Origin of the sequence: Streptomyces marokkonensis, assembly GCF_039539045.1 — a bacterium.
Taxonomy (GTDB): domain Bacteria; phylum Actinomycetota; class Actinomycetes; order Streptomycetales; family Streptomycetaceae; genus Streptomyces; species Streptomyces marokkonensis.
This window is the reverse complement of the sequence record NZ_BAABCQ010000142.1, coordinates 1-20,555: the sequence shown is the minus strand read 5'-3', so window position 1 is coordinate 20,555 and position 20,555 is coordinate 1. Positions and strand designations below refer to the sequence as shown.

The 20,555-nt window shown below is 72.0% G+C and carries 15 protein-coding genes, 4 tRNA genes and 1 pseudogene; 14 read left to right on the top strand and 6 right to left on the bottom strand.

Translation table 11 applies throughout. The annotated features are described in order from the left end of the window. Positions 1 to 150 precede the first annotated feature (150 nt). From ABEA26_RS27510 to ABEA26_RS27475, 8 genes are all read left to right on the top strand, one after another. Positions 151 to 1,194, top strand: a complete 1,044-nt coding sequence (locus ABEA26_RS27510; protein ID WP_345596048.1) for a methionine ABC transporter ATP-binding protein — start codon at positions 151 to 153, stop codon at positions 1,192 to 1,194. Further along, positions 1,191 to 1,928: a methionine ABC transporter permease gene (locus ABEA26_RS27505; protein WP_345596047.1), complete on the top strand. Its 738-nt coding sequence runs from the start codon at positions 1,191 to 1,193 to the stop codon at positions 1,926 to 1,928. Before ABEA26_RS27510 ends, ABEA26_RS27505 begins: the two co-directional genes overlap by 4 nt. Positions 1,929 to 1,995: 67 nt before the next feature. After that, positions 1,996 to 2,823, top strand: coding sequence for a MetQ/NlpA family ABC transporter substrate-binding protein (locus tag ABEA26_RS27500; protein WP_345596046.1), 828 nt, complete (start codon positions 1,996 to 1,998; stop codon positions 2,821 to 2,823). 130 nt (positions 2,824 to 2,953) lie between these two features. Further along, on the top strand, positions 2,954 to 3,592 hold the full coding sequence (locus ABEA26_RS27495) for a GNAT family N-acetyltransferase (protein WP_345596045.1): 639 nt from the start codon (positions 2,954 to 2,956) through the stop codon (positions 3,590 to 3,592). Positions 3,593 to 3,711: 119 nt separating this feature from the next. Next, on the top strand, positions 3,712 to 4,932 hold the full coding sequence (cbiE, locus tag ABEA26_RS27490; protein ID WP_345596044.1) for a precorrin-6y C5,15-methyltransferase (decarboxylating) subunit CbiE: 1,221 nt from the start codon (positions 3,712 to 3,714) through the stop codon (positions 4,930 to 4,932). 348 nt (positions 4,933 to 5,280) lie between these two features. Continuing rightward, positions 5,281 to 9,366 (top strand): nicotinate-nucleotide--dimethylbenzimidazole phosphoribosyltransferase, encoded by a 4,086-nt coding sequence (cobT, locus tag ABEA26_RS27485; RefSeq protein WP_345596043.1) that lies wholly within the window; start codon positions 5,281 to 5,283, stop codon positions 9,364 to 9,366. Positions 9,367 to 9,644: 278 nt separating this feature from the next. Continuing rightward, positions 9,645 to 10,877, top strand: coding sequence for a uroporphyrinogen-III C-methyltransferase (gene cobA / locus ABEA26_RS27480; protein WP_345596042.1), 1,233 nt, complete (start codon positions 9,645 to 9,647; stop codon positions 10,875 to 10,877). A gap of 1 nt (position 10,878) precedes the next feature. After that, positions 10,879 to 11,697 carry a TrmH family RNA methyltransferase gene (locus ABEA26_RS27475; RefSeq protein WP_345596041.1) on the top strand — a complete coding sequence of 273 codons (819 nt, stop codon included), beginning with the start codon at positions 10,879 to 10,881 and terminating at the stop codon, positions 11,695 to 11,697. 180 nt (positions 11,698 to 11,877) lie between these two features. Here ABEA26_RS27475 and ABEA26_RS27470 read toward each other — a convergent pair whose 3' ends face one another. After that, on the bottom strand, positions 11,878 to 13,368 hold the full coding sequence (locus tag ABEA26_RS27470; RefSeq protein WP_345596050.1) for a serine/threonine protein kinase: 1,491 nt from the start codon (positions 13,366 to 13,368) through the stop codon (positions 11,878 to 11,880). Between the two features lie 590 nt (positions 13,369 to 13,958). Between ABEA26_RS27470 and ABEA26_RS27465 the strand changes: the two genes are divergently transcribed. From ABEA26_RS27465 to ABEA26_RS27455, 3 genes and pseudogenes are all read left to right on the top strand, one after another. After that, positions 13,959 to 14,141, top strand: coding sequence for a hypothetical protein (locus ABEA26_RS27465; protein WP_345596040.1), 183 nt, complete (start codon positions 13,959 to 13,961; stop codon positions 14,139 to 14,141). A 176-nt stretch (positions 14,142 to 14,317) separates the two neighbouring features. After that, on the top strand, positions 14,318 to 15,277 hold the full coding sequence (locus tag ABEA26_RS27460; RefSeq protein ID WP_345596039.1) for a phosphotransferase family protein: 960 nt from the start codon (positions 14,318 to 14,320) through the stop codon (positions 15,275 to 15,277). Between the two features lie 101 nt (positions 15,278 to 15,378). Further along, positions 15,379 to 15,672: pseudogene (locus ABEA26_RS27455) on the top strand (TFIIB-type zinc ribbon-containing protein). A 77-nt stretch (positions 15,673 to 15,749) separates the two neighbouring features. Here the strand turns inward: ABEA26_RS27455 and ABEA26_RS27450 are convergent. The 5 genes from ABEA26_RS27450 to ABEA26_RS27430 form a co-directional block, all read right to left on the bottom strand. Continuing rightward, positions 15,750 to 15,821 (bottom strand) — tRNA-Val (locus ABEA26_RS27450). A gap of 1 nt (position 15,822) precedes the next feature. Continuing rightward, positions 15,823 to 15,896, bottom strand: a tRNA-Cys gene (locus tag ABEA26_RS27445). Between the two features lie 38 nt (positions 15,897 to 15,934). After that, a tRNA-Gly gene (locus ABEA26_RS27440) sits at positions 15,935 to 16,007 on the bottom strand. A gap of 80 nt (positions 16,008 to 16,087) precedes the next feature. Then, positions 16,088 to 16,159, bottom strand: a tRNA-Gly gene (locus tag ABEA26_RS27435). 300 nt (positions 16,160 to 16,459) lie between these two features. Next, positions 16,460 to 16,777, bottom strand: a complete 318-nt coding sequence (locus ABEA26_RS27430; protein WP_345596038.1) for a histone-like nucleoid-structuring protein Lsr2 — start codon at positions 16,775 to 16,777, stop codon at positions 16,460 to 16,462. A 350-nt stretch (positions 16,778 to 17,127) separates the two neighbouring features. Here ABEA26_RS27430 and purS point away from each other — a divergent pair, with 350 nt between their 5' ends. Genes purS through purL form a run of 3 tightly spaced genes read left to right on the top strand, consistent with a single transcriptional unit; the run spans position 17,128 to position 20,356 of the window. After that, complete coding sequence (purS, locus tag ABEA26_RS27425) at positions 17,128 to 17,400, top strand: phosphoribosylformylglycinamidine synthase subunit PurS (protein WP_053133538.1); 273 nt, start codon at positions 17,128 to 17,130, stop codon at positions 17,398 to 17,400. After that, complete coding sequence (purQ, locus tag ABEA26_RS27420; RefSeq protein WP_345596037.1) at positions 17,397 to 18,101, top strand: phosphoribosylformylglycinamidine synthase subunit PurQ; 705 nt, start codon at positions 17,397 to 17,399, stop codon at positions 18,099 to 18,101. Before purS ends, purQ begins: the two co-directional genes overlap by 4 nt. Beyond that, positions 18,098 to 20,356 carry a phosphoribosylformylglycinamidine synthase subunit PurL gene (purL, locus tag ABEA26_RS27415; RefSeq protein ID WP_345596036.1) on the top strand — a complete coding sequence of 753 codons (2,259 nt, stop codon included), beginning with the start codon at positions 18,098 to 18,100 and terminating at the stop codon, positions 20,354 to 20,356. The genes purQ and purL overlap by 4 nt, the downstream gene beginning before the upstream one ends. Positions 20,357 to 20,555 lie beyond the last annotated feature (199 nt).

Sequence of the window (20,555 nt, the reverse complement as noted above, 5' to 3'; positions counted from 1 at the left end):
CGACTTCGTTTCTCCCAGGTTCCGCCACCACCGCGTATCGCCACCGCGAGAACCGTGCCGCGTTCCGAAGGACCCCAAGCCCCAGAAGAACAACGCCCCGTGCCCGGCGCACAGCACCGCGCCGCGCACTCGACAGTGACGGAAACCCACGTGATCACCACATCGGGCCTTACCAAGGTCTACCGCTCACGCGGCCGCGAGGTCACCGCCCTGGACGGCGTCGACCTGCACGTCCGCGAGGGCGAGGTGTACGGCGTCATCGGCCAGTCCGGCGCCGGCAAGTCCTCGCTCATCCGCTGCGTCAACCTCCTGGAGCGCCCCACCTCCGGCACGGTCACCGTCGCCGGCCAGGACCTCACCGCGCTGGCCGGCCGGGGCCCCCGGGCCGGCAAGGAGCTGCGGCAGGCGCGCAGCCGTATCGGCATGGTCTTCCAGCACTTCAACCTGCTCTCCACCCGGACCGTGCGGGACAACGTCGAACTGCCGCTGGAGATCCTCGGCAAGTCCGGGAAGGAACGTTCCCGCAAGGCGTTGGAACTGCTCGACCTCGTCGGTCTCGCCGACAAGGCGGGGGCCTACCCGGCCCAGCTCTCCGGCGGCCAGAAGCAGCGCGTCGGCATCGCCCGCGCCCTGGCCGGCGACCCCAAGGTCCTGCTCTCCGACGAGGCCACCAGCGCCCTCGACCCGGAGACCACCCGCTCCATTCTCCAGCTGCTGCGCGACCTGAACCGGCAGCTCGGGCTGACCGTCCTGCTCATCACCCACGAGATGGACGTCGTCAAGAACGTCTGCGACTCGGCCGCCCTCATGGACCGGGGCCGCGTCGTCGAGTCCGGCACGGTCGGCGAACTGCTCGCCACCCCGGGCTCCGAGCTGGCCGCCGCCCTCTTCCCGGTCGGCGGCGACGCGACCGGGGACGACCGCACCGTCCTCGACGTCACCTTCCACGGCGACGCCGCCACCCAGCCCGTCATCTCCCAGCTGTCCCGCACCTACAACATCGACATATCGATCCTCGGTGCCGCCATCGACACCGTCGGCGGCCTCCAGGTCGGCCGGATGCGCATCGAACTGCCCGGCCGCTACGAGGACAACGTCGTACCCGTCGGCTTCCTGCGCGAGCAGGGCCTCCAGATCGACGTGATCAGCGGCGAGCGGCAGCCGTCCCTGCTGGTGAAGGAAGGTGCCAAGTGACCTGGTCCGAGATGCAGCCACTGCTGGAGCAGGCGTCCTGGGAGACCCTGATCATGGTCGGCTGGTCCACCCTGATCGCCGTGGTGGCCGGGCTCCCGCTCGGCGTGCTCCTCGTCCTCACGGACCGGGGCGGCCTGCTGCAGAACGTCGTGGTCAACAAGGTCATCGGGCAGGTCGTGAACATCGGCCGATCGATGCCGTTCATCATCCTCATGGTCGCGCTGATGAGCTTCACCCGTTGGGTCACCGGGACGACCATCGGCAGCGAGGCCGCCATCGTCCCGCTCGCCATCGGCGGCATCCCCTTCTTCGCGAGGCTCGTCGAGACAGCCGTCCGCGAGGTCGACGGGGGGCTCGTCGAGGCCGTCCAGTCCATGGGCGGCAGCACCTGGACCATCGTCCGCAAGGTCCTGGTCCCCGAGGCGCTCCCGTCGCTGATCGCGAGCACCACGACCACGATCATCGCCCTCATCGGCTACTCCGCCATGGCCGGCACCGTCGGCGGCGGCGGACTCGGTGACCTCGCCGTCCGCGTCGGTTACCAGCGTTTCGAGACCGGAATGATGTGGATCACCGTCGCGATCCTCGCCGTCGTCATCTCCGTCATCCAGTTCGCCGGCGACTACGCGGCCCGCACCCTGCACCGCCGCGGCGGACGCGGGGGCGCGGCCCCCAGGCTCCGGCTGCTCAAGGCCGGGACGCCCGCGGCGGCCGACGTGAGCAAGGTCGCGTAACCCGCACCCCCAGACTCCCCGTATCCACACAAGACGGGGTCGCACCACCTCAGGAAAGGCACTTTTCGTGCGTAACACCGCCAAGATCACCACCGCTGTCCTCGCCGCCGGAGCCCTCACCCTCGGCCTGACCGCCTGCGGCTCGGACCAGGACTCCGCCTCCGACACCTCCGGCCCGCTGGTCGTCGCCGCGACGCCCGTCCCGCACGCCGAGATCCTCACCTACGTCAAGGACAACCTGGCGCAGAAGGAGGGCCTCGACCTGGAGGTCAGGGAGTTCACCGACTACGTCACGCCGAACACGGCGACGGAGGACGGCTCGGTGGGCGCGAACTACTTCCAGACCGAGCCCTACCTCGCGGACTTCAACAAGAAGAACGGCACCCACCTGAAGTCCGTCGTCTCGGTGCACCTGGAGCCCCTCGGCCTCTACTCGAAGAAGGCCGACAGCGCCGGCGACCTGAAGAACGGCGCGACCATCGCCCTCCCCAACGACACCGTCACCGAGGCCCGGGCCCTCCAGTTGCTCGCCTCGGAGGGGCTGATCACCCTCAAGGACGGCGCCGGCAACTCGGCCACCCCCGCCGACATCACCAAGAACCCGAAGGACCTCAAGTTCAAGGAACTGGAGGCGGCCCAGACCGCGCGTTCCCTGGGCGACGTCGACGCGTCGGTCATCAACGGCAACTACGCCCTGGAGGCCGACCTCAAGCCGGCGGAGGACGCCCTCGTCCTGGAGTCCGCCGAGGAGAACCCGAACGTCAACCTTCTCGTCGTCAAGGAGGGCCAGGAGGACGACCCGCGCGTGAAGAAGCTCGCCAAGCTCCTCACCTCGCCCGAGGTCGAGAAGTTCATCGAGGACAACTACGCCGGCTCCGTGCTCCCCACCTTCTGATCCGAGCCCCGCGTCCCCACCGGGTCCGCTCCGAAACGGGGCGGACCCCGTGGTGTGGTCGCATGCCCGCATGCTGCATGCTGGGCAGTTCGAGCAGGCCCTGACGGTCACACAGGTTACGGAGCGGCGCATGACGAGCACCTTCCCCAACATCTCCATCAGCACGGAGCGGTTGGTGCTGCGTCCCCTCGACGAGGACGACGTCCCGGCCCTCACCGCCATGATGAACGACGAGCAGGTCGCCGCCTGGACCCACGTCCCGCAGCCCTTCACCGAGCAGGGCGCACACACCTGGATCGGCGAGTACGCCCTCGCCCAGCGCACGGCCGGCCGCGGACTCGACCTCGCGGTCACCGAGTTCCTCACCCAGCGGCTGGTCGGCGTCATCCAGCTGACCAGAACCGACTGGCAGGTACGGGCCACCGAGCTGTCGTACATCGTCGCCCCCTGGGCCCGGGGCGAGGGGTATGCCTCCGAAGCGGCGCTGGCCACCGCGCAATGGCTCTTCGCCGACCAGAAGTTCGAACGCATCGAGCTGCGCACCGCCGCCGGCAACACCGCCTCCCAGCAGGTCGCCCAGCGCATCGGCTGCATCAGCGAGGGCGTCCTGCGCAACGCCTGCATAGCCCGCGTCCGTACCGACGACGGTGTCTGGACGGACGTACGCACCGACTTCATCGTGTGGAGCCTGCTGCCGGAGGACCTCGAGGGCGCGGCCGGGCCACTGCCCGACCACAACGGTTTCACCACCTTCACCGACTGGAACTGATCCACCGGGGCCCGACCGCGCCACCGCCCCGTCCCCGGGCCGCACCGGGTACCCTCACGGGGCGCGCCCGCGAACGGTTCCGCGACCACGACCCGCGAACACCCTGGAGACTGACGACGATGGCCGACCGGGTCACGGTGATCGGCTGGGACGGTTCGCCACTGACCGCCGCGGCGCGCTCCGCACTGGGCGCCGCGACACTGGTGGCCGGCGCCGCCCACCACCTGGCACTTCCCGAGGTGCCCCCCGCGGCCGAGCGCCTCCGTCTCGGCAGCGTCGCCCTCGCCGCCCGCCGGGTCGCCGCCCACCGTGGCACGGCGGTCGTGCTCGCCGACGGCGACCCCGGCTTCTTCGGCGTCGTACGCACCCTGCGCGCTCCCGAGTTCGGCCTGGAGGTCGAGGTCGTCCCGGCGGTCTCCTCCGTGGCCACCGCCTTCGCGCGCGCCGGTATGCCCTGGGACGACGCCCATGTGGTCGTCGCCCACCCCCGCACCCTGCGACGCGCGGTGAACGTGTGCCGGGCCCACACCAAGGTCGCGGTCCTCACCTCCCCGGGCGCCGGACCCGCCGAGCTCGGCCTGCTGATGGAGGGCGTCCACCGCACCTTCGTCATCTGCGAGGAGCTCGGCACCACACGGGAACGGGTCACCGTCGTCACCTCCGACAAGGCCGCCGACCACACCTGGCGCGACCCGAACGTCGTCATCGTCGTCGGCGGGAGCGTCGGTCCCGGCACCGCGACCGACGGTGCCGGCTGGATCGCCGGCCGCGACCCCGCCGCCGGGCCGCGCGGCTGGGCCCTGCCCGCCGAGGCGTACGGCGGCGGCCTCGGCGAGGGTGAGACAGACCTGCTCCGCACGGCCCAACTGGCCCGGCTCGGACCGCGCCTCGGCGACCTGGTGTGGGACATCGGCTGCGGCAGCGGTGCCTTCGCCACCGAGGCCGCCCGCGCGGGTGCCGCCGTCATCGCGGTCGACCGTGCCCCGGACGCCTGTGCCCGCGCCGAGGCCACCGCGCGTCACTTCGGCGCCCAGCTCCAGATCGTGCACGGCACCGCCCCGCACGTCCTGGAGGACCTCCCCGAACCCGACGTCGTCCGGGTCGGCGGCGGGGGAGCGGCCGTGGTCTCCGCGGTCGCCGACCGGCGGCCGCAGCGCATCGTCGCGCACGCCGCGACCCGTGACGCGGCGGAACTGGTCGGCAGGGACCTGACGGAGCACGGCTACCGGGTCGAGTGCGCTCTGCTGCAGTCCGTCGGACTGGACACCCGGGCCTGGAGGGAGACGGAGCGGAGCGTCGCGTTCCTGCTCAGCGGGGTACTGCGCGACCGCGCCCCGTGATCGGGTTGTCATACAGCGCGGGGTAGGCTGGCGGATTGTTGTACCGCGTTCGGACACCCGACACTTCGTCGGTCAATGTCCGTAAAAACCGTCCCGTTCCGGGCTGGGCGTGGTACGGCAGAACCGGAGGACGCGCAACGTGGCGCAGTCCACAGCGGGCCGTCGCGGATCAGGCTGTCGTGACGGGGGAACGACCGCGACAATGCCGTTCAATGGCTTTGTCGTCTTTTCCGGCGGGTCGTTCGTGCCGCTGGGCACGCACGCTCGTTCTTCACTGCGGGGCGGTCGGTGCGCCGTCCCGGGTGTAGCTGGTCGTAGAAGCACTTACCGATGGGCGAGGGGTTACGCATGACCGACACCGGCCAGATCCCGGGCGAGGGGCTGCCGGAGAACGCAGGCATGGTGGAGCAGCCGGGCGTCCCCGTACCCGGCGCGTACACCTACCTCTCCGAGACCACCGCCGAGGACGAGGACCTGTTGTTGCTGCCGGGAGCCCAGAGTGCCTGGGGCAACGAGGTCGCGCCGCCCGCGCCGGAGCCGGTCGTCGAGACCGTGCACCAGCCGGGCCCGCACGAGATGTCGGGCCGCGACAGCGGCTCGGTCGACCTCAGCGGCGTCCGCCTGCCCGAGCCGCCGCCGGCGCCGGAGCCCGCGTCCGCCCCGGTGCCGCCGCGCAGACCGTTGCACCTGGGTCCACCGATCCCCGACACCTCCGCGAGCCCGGTTCGCTCCCTCGCCGACCGCGGCCCGGCCGACGCGCCTGTCCGGACCGCCGGTCCGCCGGCCGCCGGTCCCGAGTACCTCGACGCCCCGCAGGCCGCCGCGATGCCGCCGCAGGGGGCGGCGCCCTGGGGCGCGCAGGCCGCTCCGCAGGCACCGGCGGCTCCTGTTACCGGGGCCGCGCATGCGGAAACGGTTGCTCCGGTACCGGAGCAGACGCCGGTGCCGGAACTCGTACAGGTGCCCGAGCCGGTGGGCGCGGCCCAGGCACTCGTGACCCGCGTGGCGACGGAGGCCGGGGCGGCGACGGGCGGGACGACCGGGGAGGCCGAGACTCAGACCGGGGACATCCCTGCTCTTGTCGAGGCGCGGACCGAGACCGTGGCCGAGACGGACACCGTGCCCGAGACGGAGACCGTGGCCGGCGACGCCGACGGTTCCGACACCGTGCCGGGCGACGAGGTGACGTACGGTCAGGAGGCGCCGATCGCCGATGGCCAGGGGCAGGAGCCCGTGGCCGTGGACGTGGCCGAGACCGGCGCGGACGAGGTGCCCGCACCGGATGTGTCGCCGGTACCGGAGGCGGTACCGGAGGCCGAGCAGGCCGCCGCACCGCCCGCTCCGGAGGTCGATGCCGAGCAGGCGGCCGAGCCCGGCCCGGTTCCCGCCCCCGCTGTGGAAGCCGTACCGGCTCCCGAGGTGGTCGCACCCGAGCCCGAGCCCGTGCGGCCGCTTCAGCGGTCCCGAGAGGTCGCAGAACAGCCTGTGCCGGAGGAGTCCCAGGTCGCCGAGGCACCAGAGGCACCCGCGCCCGAGCCCGTCCGGGCGGTCGAGCCGACCGAGGCTCCCGAGCCGCAGGTCGCCACGCTCGCCGAGGCCCCCGTGGTCCTGGACGCACAGGAACCCGGCGTACCCGCGGTCGTCCAGACCCCCGATGCGATCGCCCCCGAGCCGACAGCGGCCGAACCGTCATCCGGGGCGCCGGCTGCCACGCAGCAGCCCGCACCGGTACAGGAAAAGGCCGAGCAGGGTGGCCAGCCCGAGCAGGCCGTACAGACCGAGCAGGGTGGTCAGTCCGAGCAGACCGTACAGACCGAGCAGGGTGGTCAGTCCGAGCAGACCGTACAGACCGAGCAGGGTGGTCAGTCCGAGCAGGTCGTACAGACCGAGTCGGCCGACCAGCCCGAGCAGGTCGTACAGAGCGAGGAGGGTGGCCAGTCCGAGCAGGCCGTGCAGCCAGCGGCAACGCTCCCGCAGTCGGACGTGCGGCCCGCACCGCAGAGTGTCGCCGCACCGCGCTCGGACGAGCTGTCCGCCGCGCCGGGTGTCGCCGCACCGCAGCCGGACGTCCGGCCCACGGTCCAGGACCAGCCACCACTCCAGCCCGCCGCCGTACACCAGCCCGTCCCGGACGACCCGCAGCCCGCTCAGGGTCCCCAGTCCCTCATGGACACCGGAGTGCCGCAGGCGGCGGACATGCCCTACAGCGCGCCCGAGCCCTCTGAATCCGACGTGGCCGCCGCGGGTACGACCGACCCGGAAGCGGCTCACCCCGACCAGTCCGTGAGCCACAGCCCCGACCAGTCCGCGGGCCGGAATGCCGACCGGGCCGGAGGCCGGTTCGTGCCGGTCGACGGCGGTCAGGTGCCCACCGCCCCGCACCTCGCCCCGACGCCGCCCGAGGCTGTCGTCCTCCCCCAGGTACCCCAGGTACCCCAGGTGCCTCAGGCGGCAGCGCAGGCGCCGGGCCCCGTCGCCGCGGTCCCCGCCCCGCGCGAGGCCGACCCCGAACTCGTCCAGAACGCCGACGACCTCGACACCCACGCCGCCGACCAGGAAGACCCCGCGGCGCAGTCCGCCGAGGCGGAGAAGTTCGGCCGGGCACACCAGGAAGTCGGCGCGGAGCGGGGAGCCGGCGAAGCCCAGGCAGACACGCACGACGCGAGCACGGCCGCGGTGGCGGAAGTACGGCAGTCCACCGGCCCGGCGGCACCCGCCTACGACGACGCCGAACGCGAGGCCGTATTGAAGGTCATGCGGGAACGCCGTGACATCCGCAACGGCTTCCGCAGCGACCCCATCCCGCACGAGGTGCTGCTCCGCGTCCTGGAGGCCGCCCACACAGCGCCCTCCGTCGGCCACTCGCAGCCCTGGGACTTCGTCGTCATCCGCTCCGCCGACACCCGTCGCGCGATGCACGAACTGGCGACACGTCAGCGAGACGCGTACGCGAAGTCCCTCCCCAAGGGCCGGGCCAAGCAGTTCAAGGAACTGAAGATCGAGGCCATCCTCGACACCCCGGTCAACATCGTCGTGACCGCCGACCAGACCCGCGGCGGCCGGCACACCCTGGGCCGGCACACCCAGCCCCAGATGGCGCCGTACTCCTCCGCGCTCGCGGTCGAGAACCTCTGGCTCGCCGCCCGCGCCGAAGGCCTCGGCGTCGGCTGGGTCAGCTTCTTCGACGAGCGGGAGATGGTCCGTGCCCTGGGCCTGCCCGAACACCTGGACGTCGTCGCCTACCTGTGCGTCGGATACGTCGACGAGTTCCCGGACGAGCCCGAGCTGATGCAGGCCGGCTGGTCCAAGCGCCGCCCGCTGTCGTGGGTCGTGCACGAAGAGACATACGGCCGCCGCGCCCTGCCCGGAGAGGAACCCCACGACCTGCTTGCCGAGACCGTCGCACAGATCCGCCCGCTCGACGCCAAAGCACTCGGCGAAGCCTGGGAGCGGCAGAAGCGCATGACCAAGCCGGCCGGCGCGCTCGGCATGCTGGAGATCATCTCCGCCCAGCTGTCCGGCCTGTCCCGCCAGTGCCCGCCGCCGATCCCGGAGCCCGCGGCCGTCGCGGTCTTCGCCGGCGACCACGGGGTGCACGCCCAGGGCGTCACCCCCTGGCCGCAGGAGGTCACCGCACAGATGGTGGCCAACTTCCTGGGCGGGGGAGCGGTCTGCAACGCCTTCGCCACCCAGGTCGGCGCCGAGGTGTGCGTCGTGGACGTCGGAGTCGCCACCGACCTGCCCGCCACGCCCGGTCTACTGCCCCGCAAGGTCCGCGCGGGCACGTCCGACATGACCGCCGGCCCCGCGATGACCCGCGAGGAGGCCAAGCGGGCCATCGAGGTCGGCATCGAGACCGCCCGCGACCTGGTGGCGGCCGGCAACAAGGCGCTGCTCACCGGCGAGATGGGCATCGCGAACACCACCGCGTCCGCCGCGCTCATCTCCGTCTTCACCGGCGCGGACCCCGCCGAGGTCACTGGCCGGGGCACCGGTATCAACGACGAGACCCTGGTCCGCAAGACCGAGGTCGTGCGCCGGGCGCTCGAGGTGCACCAGCCCGACCCGGCCGATCCGATCGGCGTCCTCGCCGCGGTCGGCGGCTTCGAGCACGCGGCCATGGTCGGCCTGCTGCTCGGCGGTGCCTCCCTGCGCACGCCGGTGATCCTGGACGGCGTCAGCGCCGGCGCCGCCGCACTGGTGGCCCGCGCCATCGCCCCCGAGGTCCTCGCGGCCTGCATCGCCGGCCACCGCAGCGCCGAGCCCGGCCACGTCGCCGCGCTGGGCAAGCTGGGCCTGCGCCCCCTGGTCGACCTCGACCTCCGCCTCGGCGAGGGCACCGGCGCGCTGCTCGCTCTGCCGATGGTGCAGAGCACCGCGCGGGCGATGCACGAGGTGGCGACGTTCGACTCGGCGGGTGTCACCGAGAAGTAGCCCCGCGGCGGGGGAGGGACGGCACGGCGGAGGACCGTCGCCGCCGCCCCATCCCCCTCCACCCCGCCGTACGCCCGACCCACGGCACCGCGCACCGCGGACCTCGGACCACCGCAGGTCGTCCAGGGACCACCGCGCATCGGAGAGTCTCACGGACCACCGCGCATCGGTAAGTCCCACGGATACCCGCGCATCCACGCGTCTCATAGAATCCGCACGTCAGGGCCGCTCCAGAGTCGCAGCGCCCACCGCACCGCCAGGACGAGGAGCCCTCCCTCATGGCCGAACACCCCGCCTACCCCGTAGGCCTCCGCCTCACCGGCCGTCGCGTGGTCGTCCTCGGCGGAGGCCAGGTCGCCCAGCGCCGCCTGCCCGCCCTCATCGCGGCGGGCGCGGACGTCCACCTCGTCTCCCCGGAGGCGACCCCGTCGGTGGAGGCCATGGCGGACGCGGGCGAGATCACCTGGGAGCGGCGCGCCTACGCGGAGGGCGACCTCGCGGACGCCTGGTACGCGCTGATCGCGACCAGCGACAGTGAGGCCAACACCGCGGCCTCCGCCGAGGCCGAGCGGCACCGGGTGTGGTGCGTGCGCTCCGACGATGCCGACCGAGCCACGGCATGGACCCCGGCGACCGGCCACAGCGAGGGCGTCACCGTCGCGGTGCTCACCACGAACGCGCGTGGCCGCGACCCCCGCCACACCGCCGCCATCCGTGACGCGGTAGTGGAGGGCCTGCGTGACGGCACTCTCGTCGCCCCGCACCACCGCACCCGCACCGCGGGAGTCGCTCTGGTGGGCGGCGGCCCCGGCGACCCGGACCTGATCACCGTCCGCGGCCGCCGCCTGCTCGCCGAGGCCGACGTCGTCATCGCCGACCGGCTCGGCCCGCGCGACCTGCTCGCCGAGTTGCCGCCGCACGTCGAGGTCATCGACGCGGCGAAGATCCCGTACGGCCGTTTCATGGCCCAGGAGGCCATCAACAACGCGCTGATCGAGCACGCCAAGCAGGGCAAGGCGGTCGTACGGCTGAAGGGCGGCGATCCGTTCGTCTTCGGCCGCGGCATGGAGGAGGCACAGGCGCTGGCCGAGGCGGGCATCCCGTGCACCGTCGTCCCCGGCATCTCCAGTTCCGTCTCGGTCCCCGGCGCGGCCGGTATCCCGGTCACGCACCGGGGCGTCGCCCACGAGTTCACCGTGGTCAGCGGGCACGTCGCCCCCGACGACGAGCGCTCCCTGGTCGACTGGCCGTCCCTCGCCAAGCTCACCGGCACCCTCGTGATCCTGATGGGCGTCGACAAGATCGGCCGGATCGCCGAGACCCTGGTCGCGCACGGCAAGTCCCCCCAGACTCCGGTCGCCCTCGTCCAGGAGGGCACCACGGCAGCCCAGCGCCGGGTCGACGCGACCCTCGCCACGGTCGCCGAGACGGTCGTCGCGCAGGAGGTCAGGCCGCCCGCCGTCATCGTCGTCGGCGAGGTCGTCGGCGTCGGCCCGCACGGGGCGGTCTGACATGGGCGAACTCATCACGCTCGACGACCCCGACGACCCGCGTCTGCACGACTACACCGGCCTGACCGACGTCGAACTACGCCGTCGACGCGAACCCGCCGAGGGCCTGTTCATCGCCGAGGGCGAGAAGGTCGTCCGGCGGGCCGGCGAGGCCGGCTACGCGATGCGGTCGATGCTGCTCTCGGCCAAGTGGGTCGACACCATGCGCGACATCATCGACGAGGCCCCCGCCCCGGTGTACGTCGTCGACCCCGCGCTCGCCGAACGGGTCACCGGCTACCACGTGCACCGTGGCGCGCTCGCCTCCATGCAGCGCAAGCCGCTGCCCGCGGCGGACGACCTGCTGCACATCGCCCGCCGCGTCGTCGTCATGGAGTCGGTCAACGACCACACCAACATCGGTGCCATCTTCCGCTCCGCCGCCGCCCTCGGCATGGACGCGGTCCTGCTCTCGCCGGACTGTGCGGACCCCCTGTACCGGCGCAGCGTGAAGGTGTCGATGGGCGCGGTCTTCTCCGTGCCGTACGCCCGCCTCGACAGGTGGCCGGCCGGCCTGGAGACGGTCCGCGAGGCGGGCTTCACGCTCCTCGCCCTCACCCCCGACGAGCGGGCCAAGGCCCTCGACGAGGTCGCCCCGCACCGGATGGACCGGGTGGCCCTCATGCTGGGAGCCGAGGGCGACGGCCTGTCCCGGCGTGCCCTGGCGGTGTCCGACGAGTGGGTCCGCATCCCGATGTCCCACGGCGTCGACTCCCTGAACGTCGGCGCGGCGGCAGCGGTCGCCTTCTACGCCGTGGCGACGGGACGGCCTTCGGCGTAGTCCCCGCCGGCCGGCCTGCCCGGCCGCGGAGCGTGCGTTCGCGTCGTTCGTCCGACGGGTGGGCGGGCCCCTCTCCCCGACCCCCGGCCGGCTGCCATCCGGCCCAGACACCGCCCCCTTGGCCGACGCCTGCCTTCAGCCCGGGTGCCCCTTCAGCCCACGTGCTCACAGCCCGGACGCTCACAGCCCGAGCGCCTGCCGTCCGGGAACGTCGTTCCGTACGTCTGTCTGTTCCTGCTGCGTCCGGACGCCGTTCCGATCGTCGCCGAGCCCCTGCGACGGCCCCTGGCAACCCTGCGCCGCGGCGATTCCCAGCGCGACCAGCAGCGTCACGACCACGAAGACGAACAGGCGCTGCCGGAGCAGCCGCGGGTTGGCGGGCCGCCGCCATCCGGGCCCCGTTGTCCTCGGCGCAGTACGACCGGCCCCGCTGCGCGGGGCGGGCCGGCCGCCGCTGTCTTTGCGGGAGGTGTTCCGGCCGGTGTTGTCGCGGGAGGCGGGCGTGGGCCGCGACCCGGACCGTGCCCCCGATCCGCCGCCACGCGAGGCGTTCCTGCCCCGGGCGGCGGATCCGTTGCGCGACGGGGTGCCACCGCGTGGCGGGGTGCCACCGCGTGGCGGGGTGCCACCGCGCGTCGGGTCGGCACTGCGTGACGGATCGCCGCCGCGCGCGGGTGCGGGGCCCCGGGTCCCCGACGTGCTCCGTGGCGCGGGCGTGCCCTGAGCGCCCGGCCGGCCCTGCGGACGCCGCTGCGTACGCTCCGGGTAGGTGTCGGCGAGTCGCCCCGTGGGCATGTCCGCCTCCCCGCCGCGCGGCGGGGGCGGCCGTACGTCGGCCAGGCCCTGGGCCTCCCGGGTGGCGATCTCCTTCAGCCGCAGCGACAGCTGCAGCGTGCTGGGCCGCTCCTCGGGGTCCTTGGCCAGGCACGCCCGCACCAGCGGTGCGACGGCGTCGGGGACACCGTGCAGCTGGGCCTCCTCGTGCACCACGCGGTAGAGCATGACCTCGGAACTGCCGTGCCCGAAGGGCGAGTCGCCCATCGACGCGTACGCCAGTGTGGCGCCGAGCGAGAACACGTCCGTCGCCGGTGTGACCGCCGCCCCGCGTACCTGCTCCGGCGCGAGGAACCCGGGGGAGCCGACCGCGGTGCCGACGTGCGTGAGCGTGGAGGCCCCCGTCGCCCAGGCGATGCCGAAGTCGATGATCCGCGGCCCCTTCGGGGACAGCAGGATGTTGGACGGCTTCAGGTCCCGGTGCACCACCCCTGCCTCGTGCACCGCGACGAGTCCCTCGGACAGGGCGGCGCCCACGGCGGCGATGTCCGCCGCGCCGAGCGGGCCCCCGTCGGCGACCTTGTCATGCAGGGAGGGGCCGGGCACGTACTGCGTGGCGAACCAGGGCCGGTCCGCCTCCAGGTCCGCGGCGACCAGCCGCGCGGTGCAGCCGCCCCGGATGCGCCGGGCCGCGGAGACCTCGCGGGCGAACCGTGAGCGGAACTCCTGGTCCTCGGCCAGATCCGGCCGGATGACCTTCAGCGCGACCCGTTGCCCCTTCTTGTCGGAGCCCAGGTAGACCACGCCCATTCCACCCGCGCCGAGCCGCCTGTGAAGCCTGAACGAGCCGACGACGCGCGGGTCCTCGCGCCTCAGGCGCATCATCGCCATGTTCATCCCCGCTGCCCGGTCCCTGTGACGAGCCACAGCTTACGTTTCCACGGCCGCCCGCGCGCAGAGGCCGCGCCCTCTCGGAGCGACGGATTGTCAGTGCGGGAGGGGAGAGCTGAGTGGTGGTCAGGGGGCGCGAGGGTGGGCCTGGCTCGATTCACCGGTGAACCCAACCGCCCGCCGAGGAGCGGGCATTGGACCGGGGGAGGGTGCTCGGGTGGGGACGGTGGGGGACGCCGCGCGGACGCCCCGCCCGTGTGGCGTGATGCTGGACGGTGCGCCGCGCCGGGCGAGGACAGGGATGTGGGGGAAACCGGCGGACGTGAGCGATGTCACCGGACAGCGCGGAGATTCCGGGGCGCGGCGGATGCCCCCTCAGGGAAGACCCCGAGACCCGGGACCCGGTCTCCACCCAGGGGAGTACACCGCAGGTCATGGCTCATCCTCCGGGAGGCCCGGCATTCGGTACGAGGGCATGACGTCCGGCGATCGCCGGACGCATAGATTTGAGGTCAAGCGGCGGGTGCAGCAACTCGTCCCCCGAGGTCAGACGCCCGCCGCTGCCAAGGACAACGGAATCGGTCAGGAGAGGGACCATGGCCCAGACGGTACCGCGGACGCCGGTCCGCACACGGGAAAGCCGCCGTCAGGGACGTCGCCACCCCTTGGTGGCGACGCTCATGGCCCTGCCCCTGGCGGCCCTGCTCCTCCTCGTCTTCGACGGGTGGGAGACAGTGGCCACACAGGCGTCGTCCGTGGGTGTGATGCTGGGGCGCTGAGCGGCGTCCCCAGGCCCGGAAGAGCGGTCCGGGCGGGGACATCCATCCATGAAACCCCGTGGGGACGGGGGTGCGGCGGACGGCAAAATGCCGGCGCAGCTGGGGAGCTGCGCCGGCATTGCTTTTGCCCCGGCCGACGGGGCGGAGCGTGAGGAGTGCTTGCGTACCCTCACTTTGTGACCACGGATGCCCTCCTCCCCGCCCTGACCGCCCGTGTCAGGGCGACGGCCCACACTCATATCCCGGCCTGCCCCTGCGGCGCGACCACCCCCGCCGAGACCACCGTCTGCGACGCCACTCTCGCCGACCGCGCCGACGCCACCGTCGTCCGGCACGCCGGCACTGTCGCCAAGGCCCACGCGGCGGACGCCGACCCCGCCGAGCTGGCCCTCCGTGTCGCCGTCGCCGCCCGGCTCCCCGGCATCCTCCTGCCCCCGCTCGGCCCGACGCCCGTCACCCTGCACGGGCGGCCCGTCACCTACTGGCCGTACGGCACCCCCGTGGACCCGCAGGACCCGGACGCGGCGCCCTGGGAGGCCGCGGCCACCCTTCTCGCCCGCCTCCACCGAACGACGGCCCCCGTCGCCGTACCCCCCATGCGCGGCCCCGCGAAGGCGGCCCAAGCCGTCGCACGCCTCCGGGCCGTCGCCCCGCACCACCCCGCGACCGCCCCCGTGCTGCACGCCTGGGCCGCCCTCCCCGCGTGGGCCCGCGACGAGGCGGCCATGCCGGACACGGCCACCCTCTGCCACGGTGACCTCCACCTCGGCCAGCTCATACGCCACCCAGCGGCCGAAGGCCCCTGGCTGCTGATAGACGTCGACGACCTCGGCACCGGCGTCCCGGCCTGGGACCTGGCCCGCCCGGCGGCCTGGTACGCCTGCGGACTGATGGCGCCCGACGAGTGGCATCGCTTCCTGACCGCCTACCGCGCGGCCGGCGGCCCCGCCGTCCCGTCGCACGACGACCCCTGGCCGGCCCTGGACGTCCCGGCCCGCGCCCTCACCGCGCAGACCGCCGCCCGAGCCGTCACCAAGGCGGTCGCGGAGGACCGGCCCCTGGACGAGGTGGACCGGTCACTGGTCGACGCCTGCACGCGGATGGCATCTGTCCGTCCCTCAGCCCCACGCGGTTGAGCCGAAGTTTCGCGAAGTAGGGTGCAACCGACCCGCAGCCGGACAGAGTCTGTCCTGGCGATACGCGAAGCAGGACCGACCGGCGAGGAGTTGAGCCGAGCATGCAGTGCCCCAAGTGCCACGCACCGATGCACACCTACAACCGCAACGGCGTTCAGATCGAGCAGTGCGGCGGCTGACGCGGGATCTTTCTCGACTACGGCGAGCTGGAGTCGCTGACCCGGCTGGAGGCCCAGTGGTCCCAGCCCGCTCCGCCGCCCCCGCCGACCGCCCCGCAGGCCTACCCGGCAGCGCCGGCTCCCGCCTGGGGAGCCCCGCACGCCGGCCACGGCCACCACGGCCACCACGGCCACCACCGTCAGAAGGGCTTCGGCCGCATGCTCTTCTCCAGCTGACCAGCTGACCAGCTCAGCGCGGACACGACACGACGAAGCCCCCGGCCGTACGAGACGGCCGGGGGCTTCGGTCAGTGTGGACGATACTGGGATTGAACCAGTGACCTCTTCCGTGTCAGGGAAGCGCTCTCCCGCTGAGCTAATCGTCCTTGGAGGTGGAGACGGGATTTGAACCCGTGTAGACGGCTTTGCAGGCCGTTGCCTCGCCTCTCGGCCACTCCACCAGGAGTTCGGGGGCCCGGGAAGGTCCCCTGTTCCTGCGAGCGGACGACGAGGTTCGAACTCGCGACCTCAACCTTGGCAAGGTTGCGCTCTACCAGCTGAGCTACGTCCGCGTTGCCTCCGACCGGCGTTCACCGATCGGTGCGAGCACCAGCCTACCTGATCGACATCAGTGATCGGTACGGCGATGCAGAGCGGGTGACAGGAATTGCACACTGCGCCTTCCCCCTGGAAGGGGGATGTTCTACTACTGAACTACACCCGCATGTTCCGTGAGCCGGGCCTCTCAGCCTTGCCCCTCGGCGTGCTCCAGACTTTAGCTGATCACCCGGGGTGCTGCGCAAGTCGGTTGCCGCGAGAGGTGGCTGAGCGGCAGTCGGCAGCCGCCGCTCAGTCGTTCGTGTCAGCCCTGGGTGTCAGCCGGGCGGGGCGACCGTGAGTGCCGGCCGGTCGGATCGACCGTGGGTGACAGTCGTGGGTCCCGGCCGGGAGGAGCAGCCCGGAAGGGCAGTCGGAAGAAGGAGTCGTAGGTGCCGACGGCCGGGAGGGGCGGCCGGCGTGCGGCTCACCGCGCCTCGGCGAACGCCTCGTACACCCTCTTCGGGATCCGGCCCCGTGCGGGCACGTCCATCTTGTTCGCCTGCGCCCAGGCCCGGACCGCCGCCGGGTCGGGGGCGACCTCCGTCTGCCGGTAGGTCCTGCCGGAGCGCGACCGCTTGCGGCCGGCCGAGACGTACGGCTCGAGCGCCTCGCGCAGTTCCCGGGCATTGGTTTCGTTCAGGTCGATCTCGTACATCCGGCCGTCGACACCGAAGGCGATCGTCTCCGCCGCTTCCGAGCCGTCGATGTCGTCAAAGAGAGTGACTACGACATGCTGCGCCACGAATATCGGTCCCTTCGTGCGGCATCTCCGCGATGACGTGCCAAGTCGTGCCAAGACGCCGCGATGATGCCGACTGTTCGCCTGTATTTGGGCAAAGTATCGGCTAATGACATTTCATTTGTACAGTGCTCGGCATTGCAATGGGAAGCCCGACTAAATCTCTCCGCGTGTCCACCGCGCAATAGGCGGCCGGGTTCGATCCGGGATCTTTCCCAAAGCTTTTCGTGACCGCCTCCCGTCGATGCCCGATCGTGATGGTGGTCACGTAGTTTCCTCCAAGGCTACGCGCGTAGAATTTTTGTACGGGTAGTCTGAAGGGACCTGCTCAGCACCACACACCGGGAGTGCCAGTGGCACGCGTCGTAGTCGACGTCATGCTCAAGCCGGAGATCCTCGACCCCCAGGGCCAGGCGGTGCAGCGCGCACTGCCGCGGCTGGGTTTCGAGGGGATCTCGGACGTACGTCAGGGAAAGCGATTCGAACTGGAAGTGGACGGGCCGGTCGACGACGCCGCCCTCGCCCGCATCCATGATCTTGCGGAATCCTTCCTCGCCAACACCGTGATCGAGGACTTCACCGTCAAGGTCGAGTCCGATGACGTAGTCGCGGGGGCCGTGAAGTGACGGCTCGTATTGGCGTCGTCACTTTCCCCGGCAGTCTCGACGACCGGGACACGCAGCGCGCGATCCGCGTCGCCGGCGCCGAACCCGTCGCCCTCTGGCACAAGGACAAGGACCTGCGGCAGGTCGACGCCGTGGTGCTCTGCGGTGGTTTCTCCTACGGCGACTATCTGCGCGCCGGCGCCATCGCGCGCTTCTCGCCGGTGATGGACACCCTCATCGACCAGGCGAAGGCCGGCCTTCCGGTGCTCGGCATCTGCAACGGCTTCCAGATCCTCACGGAGGCCCACCTGCTGCCCGGCGGGATGCTCGGCAACGACCACCTGCACTTCATCTGCCGCGACCAGAAGCTGCGGGTGGAGAACGCGGACACCGCCTGGACCAGCGACTACACCGCCGGCCAGGAGATCCGCATCCCGCTGAAGAACATGGACGGCCGCTACGTCGCCGACCGGCGGACGCTGGACGAGCTGGAGGCCGAGGGACGGGTGGCCTTCCGCTACGTCGTCGACGGCGACGCCGCCGACGGATGCGGCAACCCGAACGGCTCGCTCAACGACATCGCCGGCATCACCAACGCCGCCGGGAACGTCGTCGGCCTCATGCCGCACCCCGAGCACGCCGTCGAGCCGCTGATCGGTACGGGCCGCACCGACGGCCTCCCGTTCTTCACGTCGATTCTCAAGAAGCTGGTCAACGCATGAGCCGGACGCCTCTGGACACGGTCGAGCACGCGACCGCGACCCCCGACGTCGAGCTGCCCTGGGCCGAGCTGGGCCTGAAGAAGGACGAGTACGAGCGGGTGGTGGAGATCCTCGGCCGCCGCCCGACCGGCGCGGAACTCGCCATGTACTCCGTCATGTGGTCCGAGCACTGCTCGTACAAGAGCAGCAAGGTCCACCTGCGCCAGTTCGGCGAGAAGGCCCCCGAGTCCGACGCGATGCTCGTCGGCATCGGCGAGAACGCCGGTGTCGTCGACGTCGGCCAGGGCTACGCGGTCACCTTCAAGGTCGAGTCGCACAACCACCCGTCGTATGTGGAGCCCTACCAGGGCGCGGCCACGGGCGTCGGCGGCATCGTCCGCGACATCATCGCGATGGGCGCCCGCCCGGTCGCCGTCGTGGACCCCCTGCGCTTCGGCGCCGCCGACCACCCCGACACCAAGCGCGTACTGCCCGGCGTCGTCGCCGGCATCGGCGGCTACGGCAACTGCCTGGGTCTGCCCAACATCGGCGGCGAGGTCGTCTTCGACGCCTGCTACCAGGGCAACCCGCTGGTCAACGCCGGTGCCATCGGCGTCATGCGGCACGAGGACATCCACCTCGCCAAGGCCTCCGGCGCGGGCAACAAGGTCATCCTCTACGGTGCCCGCACGGGTGGTGACGGCATCGGCGGCGCCTCGATCCTGGCCTCCGAGACCTTCGACGACGCGAAGCCGTCGAAGCGCCCCGCCGTCCAGGTCGGTGACCCCTTCCAGGAGAAGCTCCTCATCGAGTGCACCCTGGAGGCGTTCGCCGAGAAGCTGGTCGTCGGCATCCAGGACCTCGGTGCGGCGGGCCTGTCCTGCGCCACGTCCGAGCTGGCGTCCAACGGCTCCGGCGGCATGCGCGTCACCCTGGACGACGTCCCCCTGCGCGACTCGACCCTCTCGCCCGAGGAAATCCTCATGAGCGAGTCGCAGGAGCGCATGTGCGCGGTCGTGGAGCCGGAGAAGGTCGACCGGTTCCTCGAGATCTGCGACAAGTGGGACGTCATCGCCACCGTCATCGGTGAGGTGACCGATGGCGACCGCCTGGAGATCTTCTGGCACGGCGGCAAGATCGTCGACGTCGACCCGCGCACGGTCGCCCACGACGGCCCGGTCTACGAGCGCCCCTACGCCCGCCCCGAGTGGCAGGACGCCCTCCAGGCCGACGACGCGAACAAGCTGGCCCGTCCCACGACGGGCGAGCAGCTGAAGGACCAGGTCCTGAAGCTGGTCGGGTCCCCGAACCAGGCGTCCAAGCAGTGGATCACCCAGCAGTACGACCACTTCGTGCAGGGCAACACGGTCCTCGCCCAGCCCGAGGACTCGGGCATGATTCGCGTGGACGAGGAGTCCGGCCTCGGCGTCGCCATCGCGACCGACGGCAACGGCCGGTACGCCAAGCTCGACCCGTACACGGGCGCGCAGCTGGCCCTGGCGGAGGCCTACCGCAACGTCGCGACGACCGGCGCGAAGCCCCTCGCGGTCTCCGACTGCCTGAACTTCGGCTCGCCGGAGGACCCGGCGGTCATGTGGCAGTTCGCGGAGGCCGTGCGCGGCCTGGCCGACGGCTGTCAGCAGCTCGGCACCCCGGTGACCGGCGGCAACGTCTCGCTGTACAACCAGACGGGCGAGGCGGCCATCCACCCCACCCCCGTGGTGGCCGTGCTGGGCGTCATCGACGACGTGGCCCGCCGCACGCCGGTCGCCTTCCAGGAGGAGGGCCAGCTGCTCTACCTCCTCGGCGACACCCGTGAGGAGTTCGGCGGCTCGGCCTGGTCCCAGGTGATCCACGACCACCTCGGCGGCCTGCCCCCGAAGGTCGACCTGGAGCGTGAGCGCCTCCTCGGCGAGATCCTGATCTCCGCCTCGCGCGACGGCATGATCGACTCCGCGCACGACCTGTCCGACGGCGGTCTGGTCCAGGCGGTCGTCGAGTCGGCGCTGCTCGGTGGGAAGGGTGCGCGTCTGGTCGTACCGGACGGGCTCGACGCCTTCACCTTCCTGTTCTCGGAGTCGGCGGGCCGCGCGGTCGTCGCCGTCCCGCGCTCGGAGGAGCTCCGCTTCAACGACATGTGCGGCGCGCGGGGCCTGCCGGCCACCCGCGTCGGTGTCGTGGACGGGGACGCGGTGGAGGTCCAGGGCGAGTTCTCGCTGCCGCTGGCCGAACTGCGCACGGCACACGAGGAGACGATCCCGGCGCTGCTCGCGTAGTGGTCGCGGGAGTTGCCACGAGCCGAGGTCCCGTCCGGTCGCTTCCGGGCGGGACCTCGTCGTTCTCGTCGCTTCAGCGGACGTGGTTCTTGGCCGGACACACGTACGGGTGACTGTCCTTGTGCGTCGCACTCTTGCGCGAGATTACGTGGTTACGAAGTCGGAGGCCAAGCGGTCTTAGGAAGACAATTCACGTAAG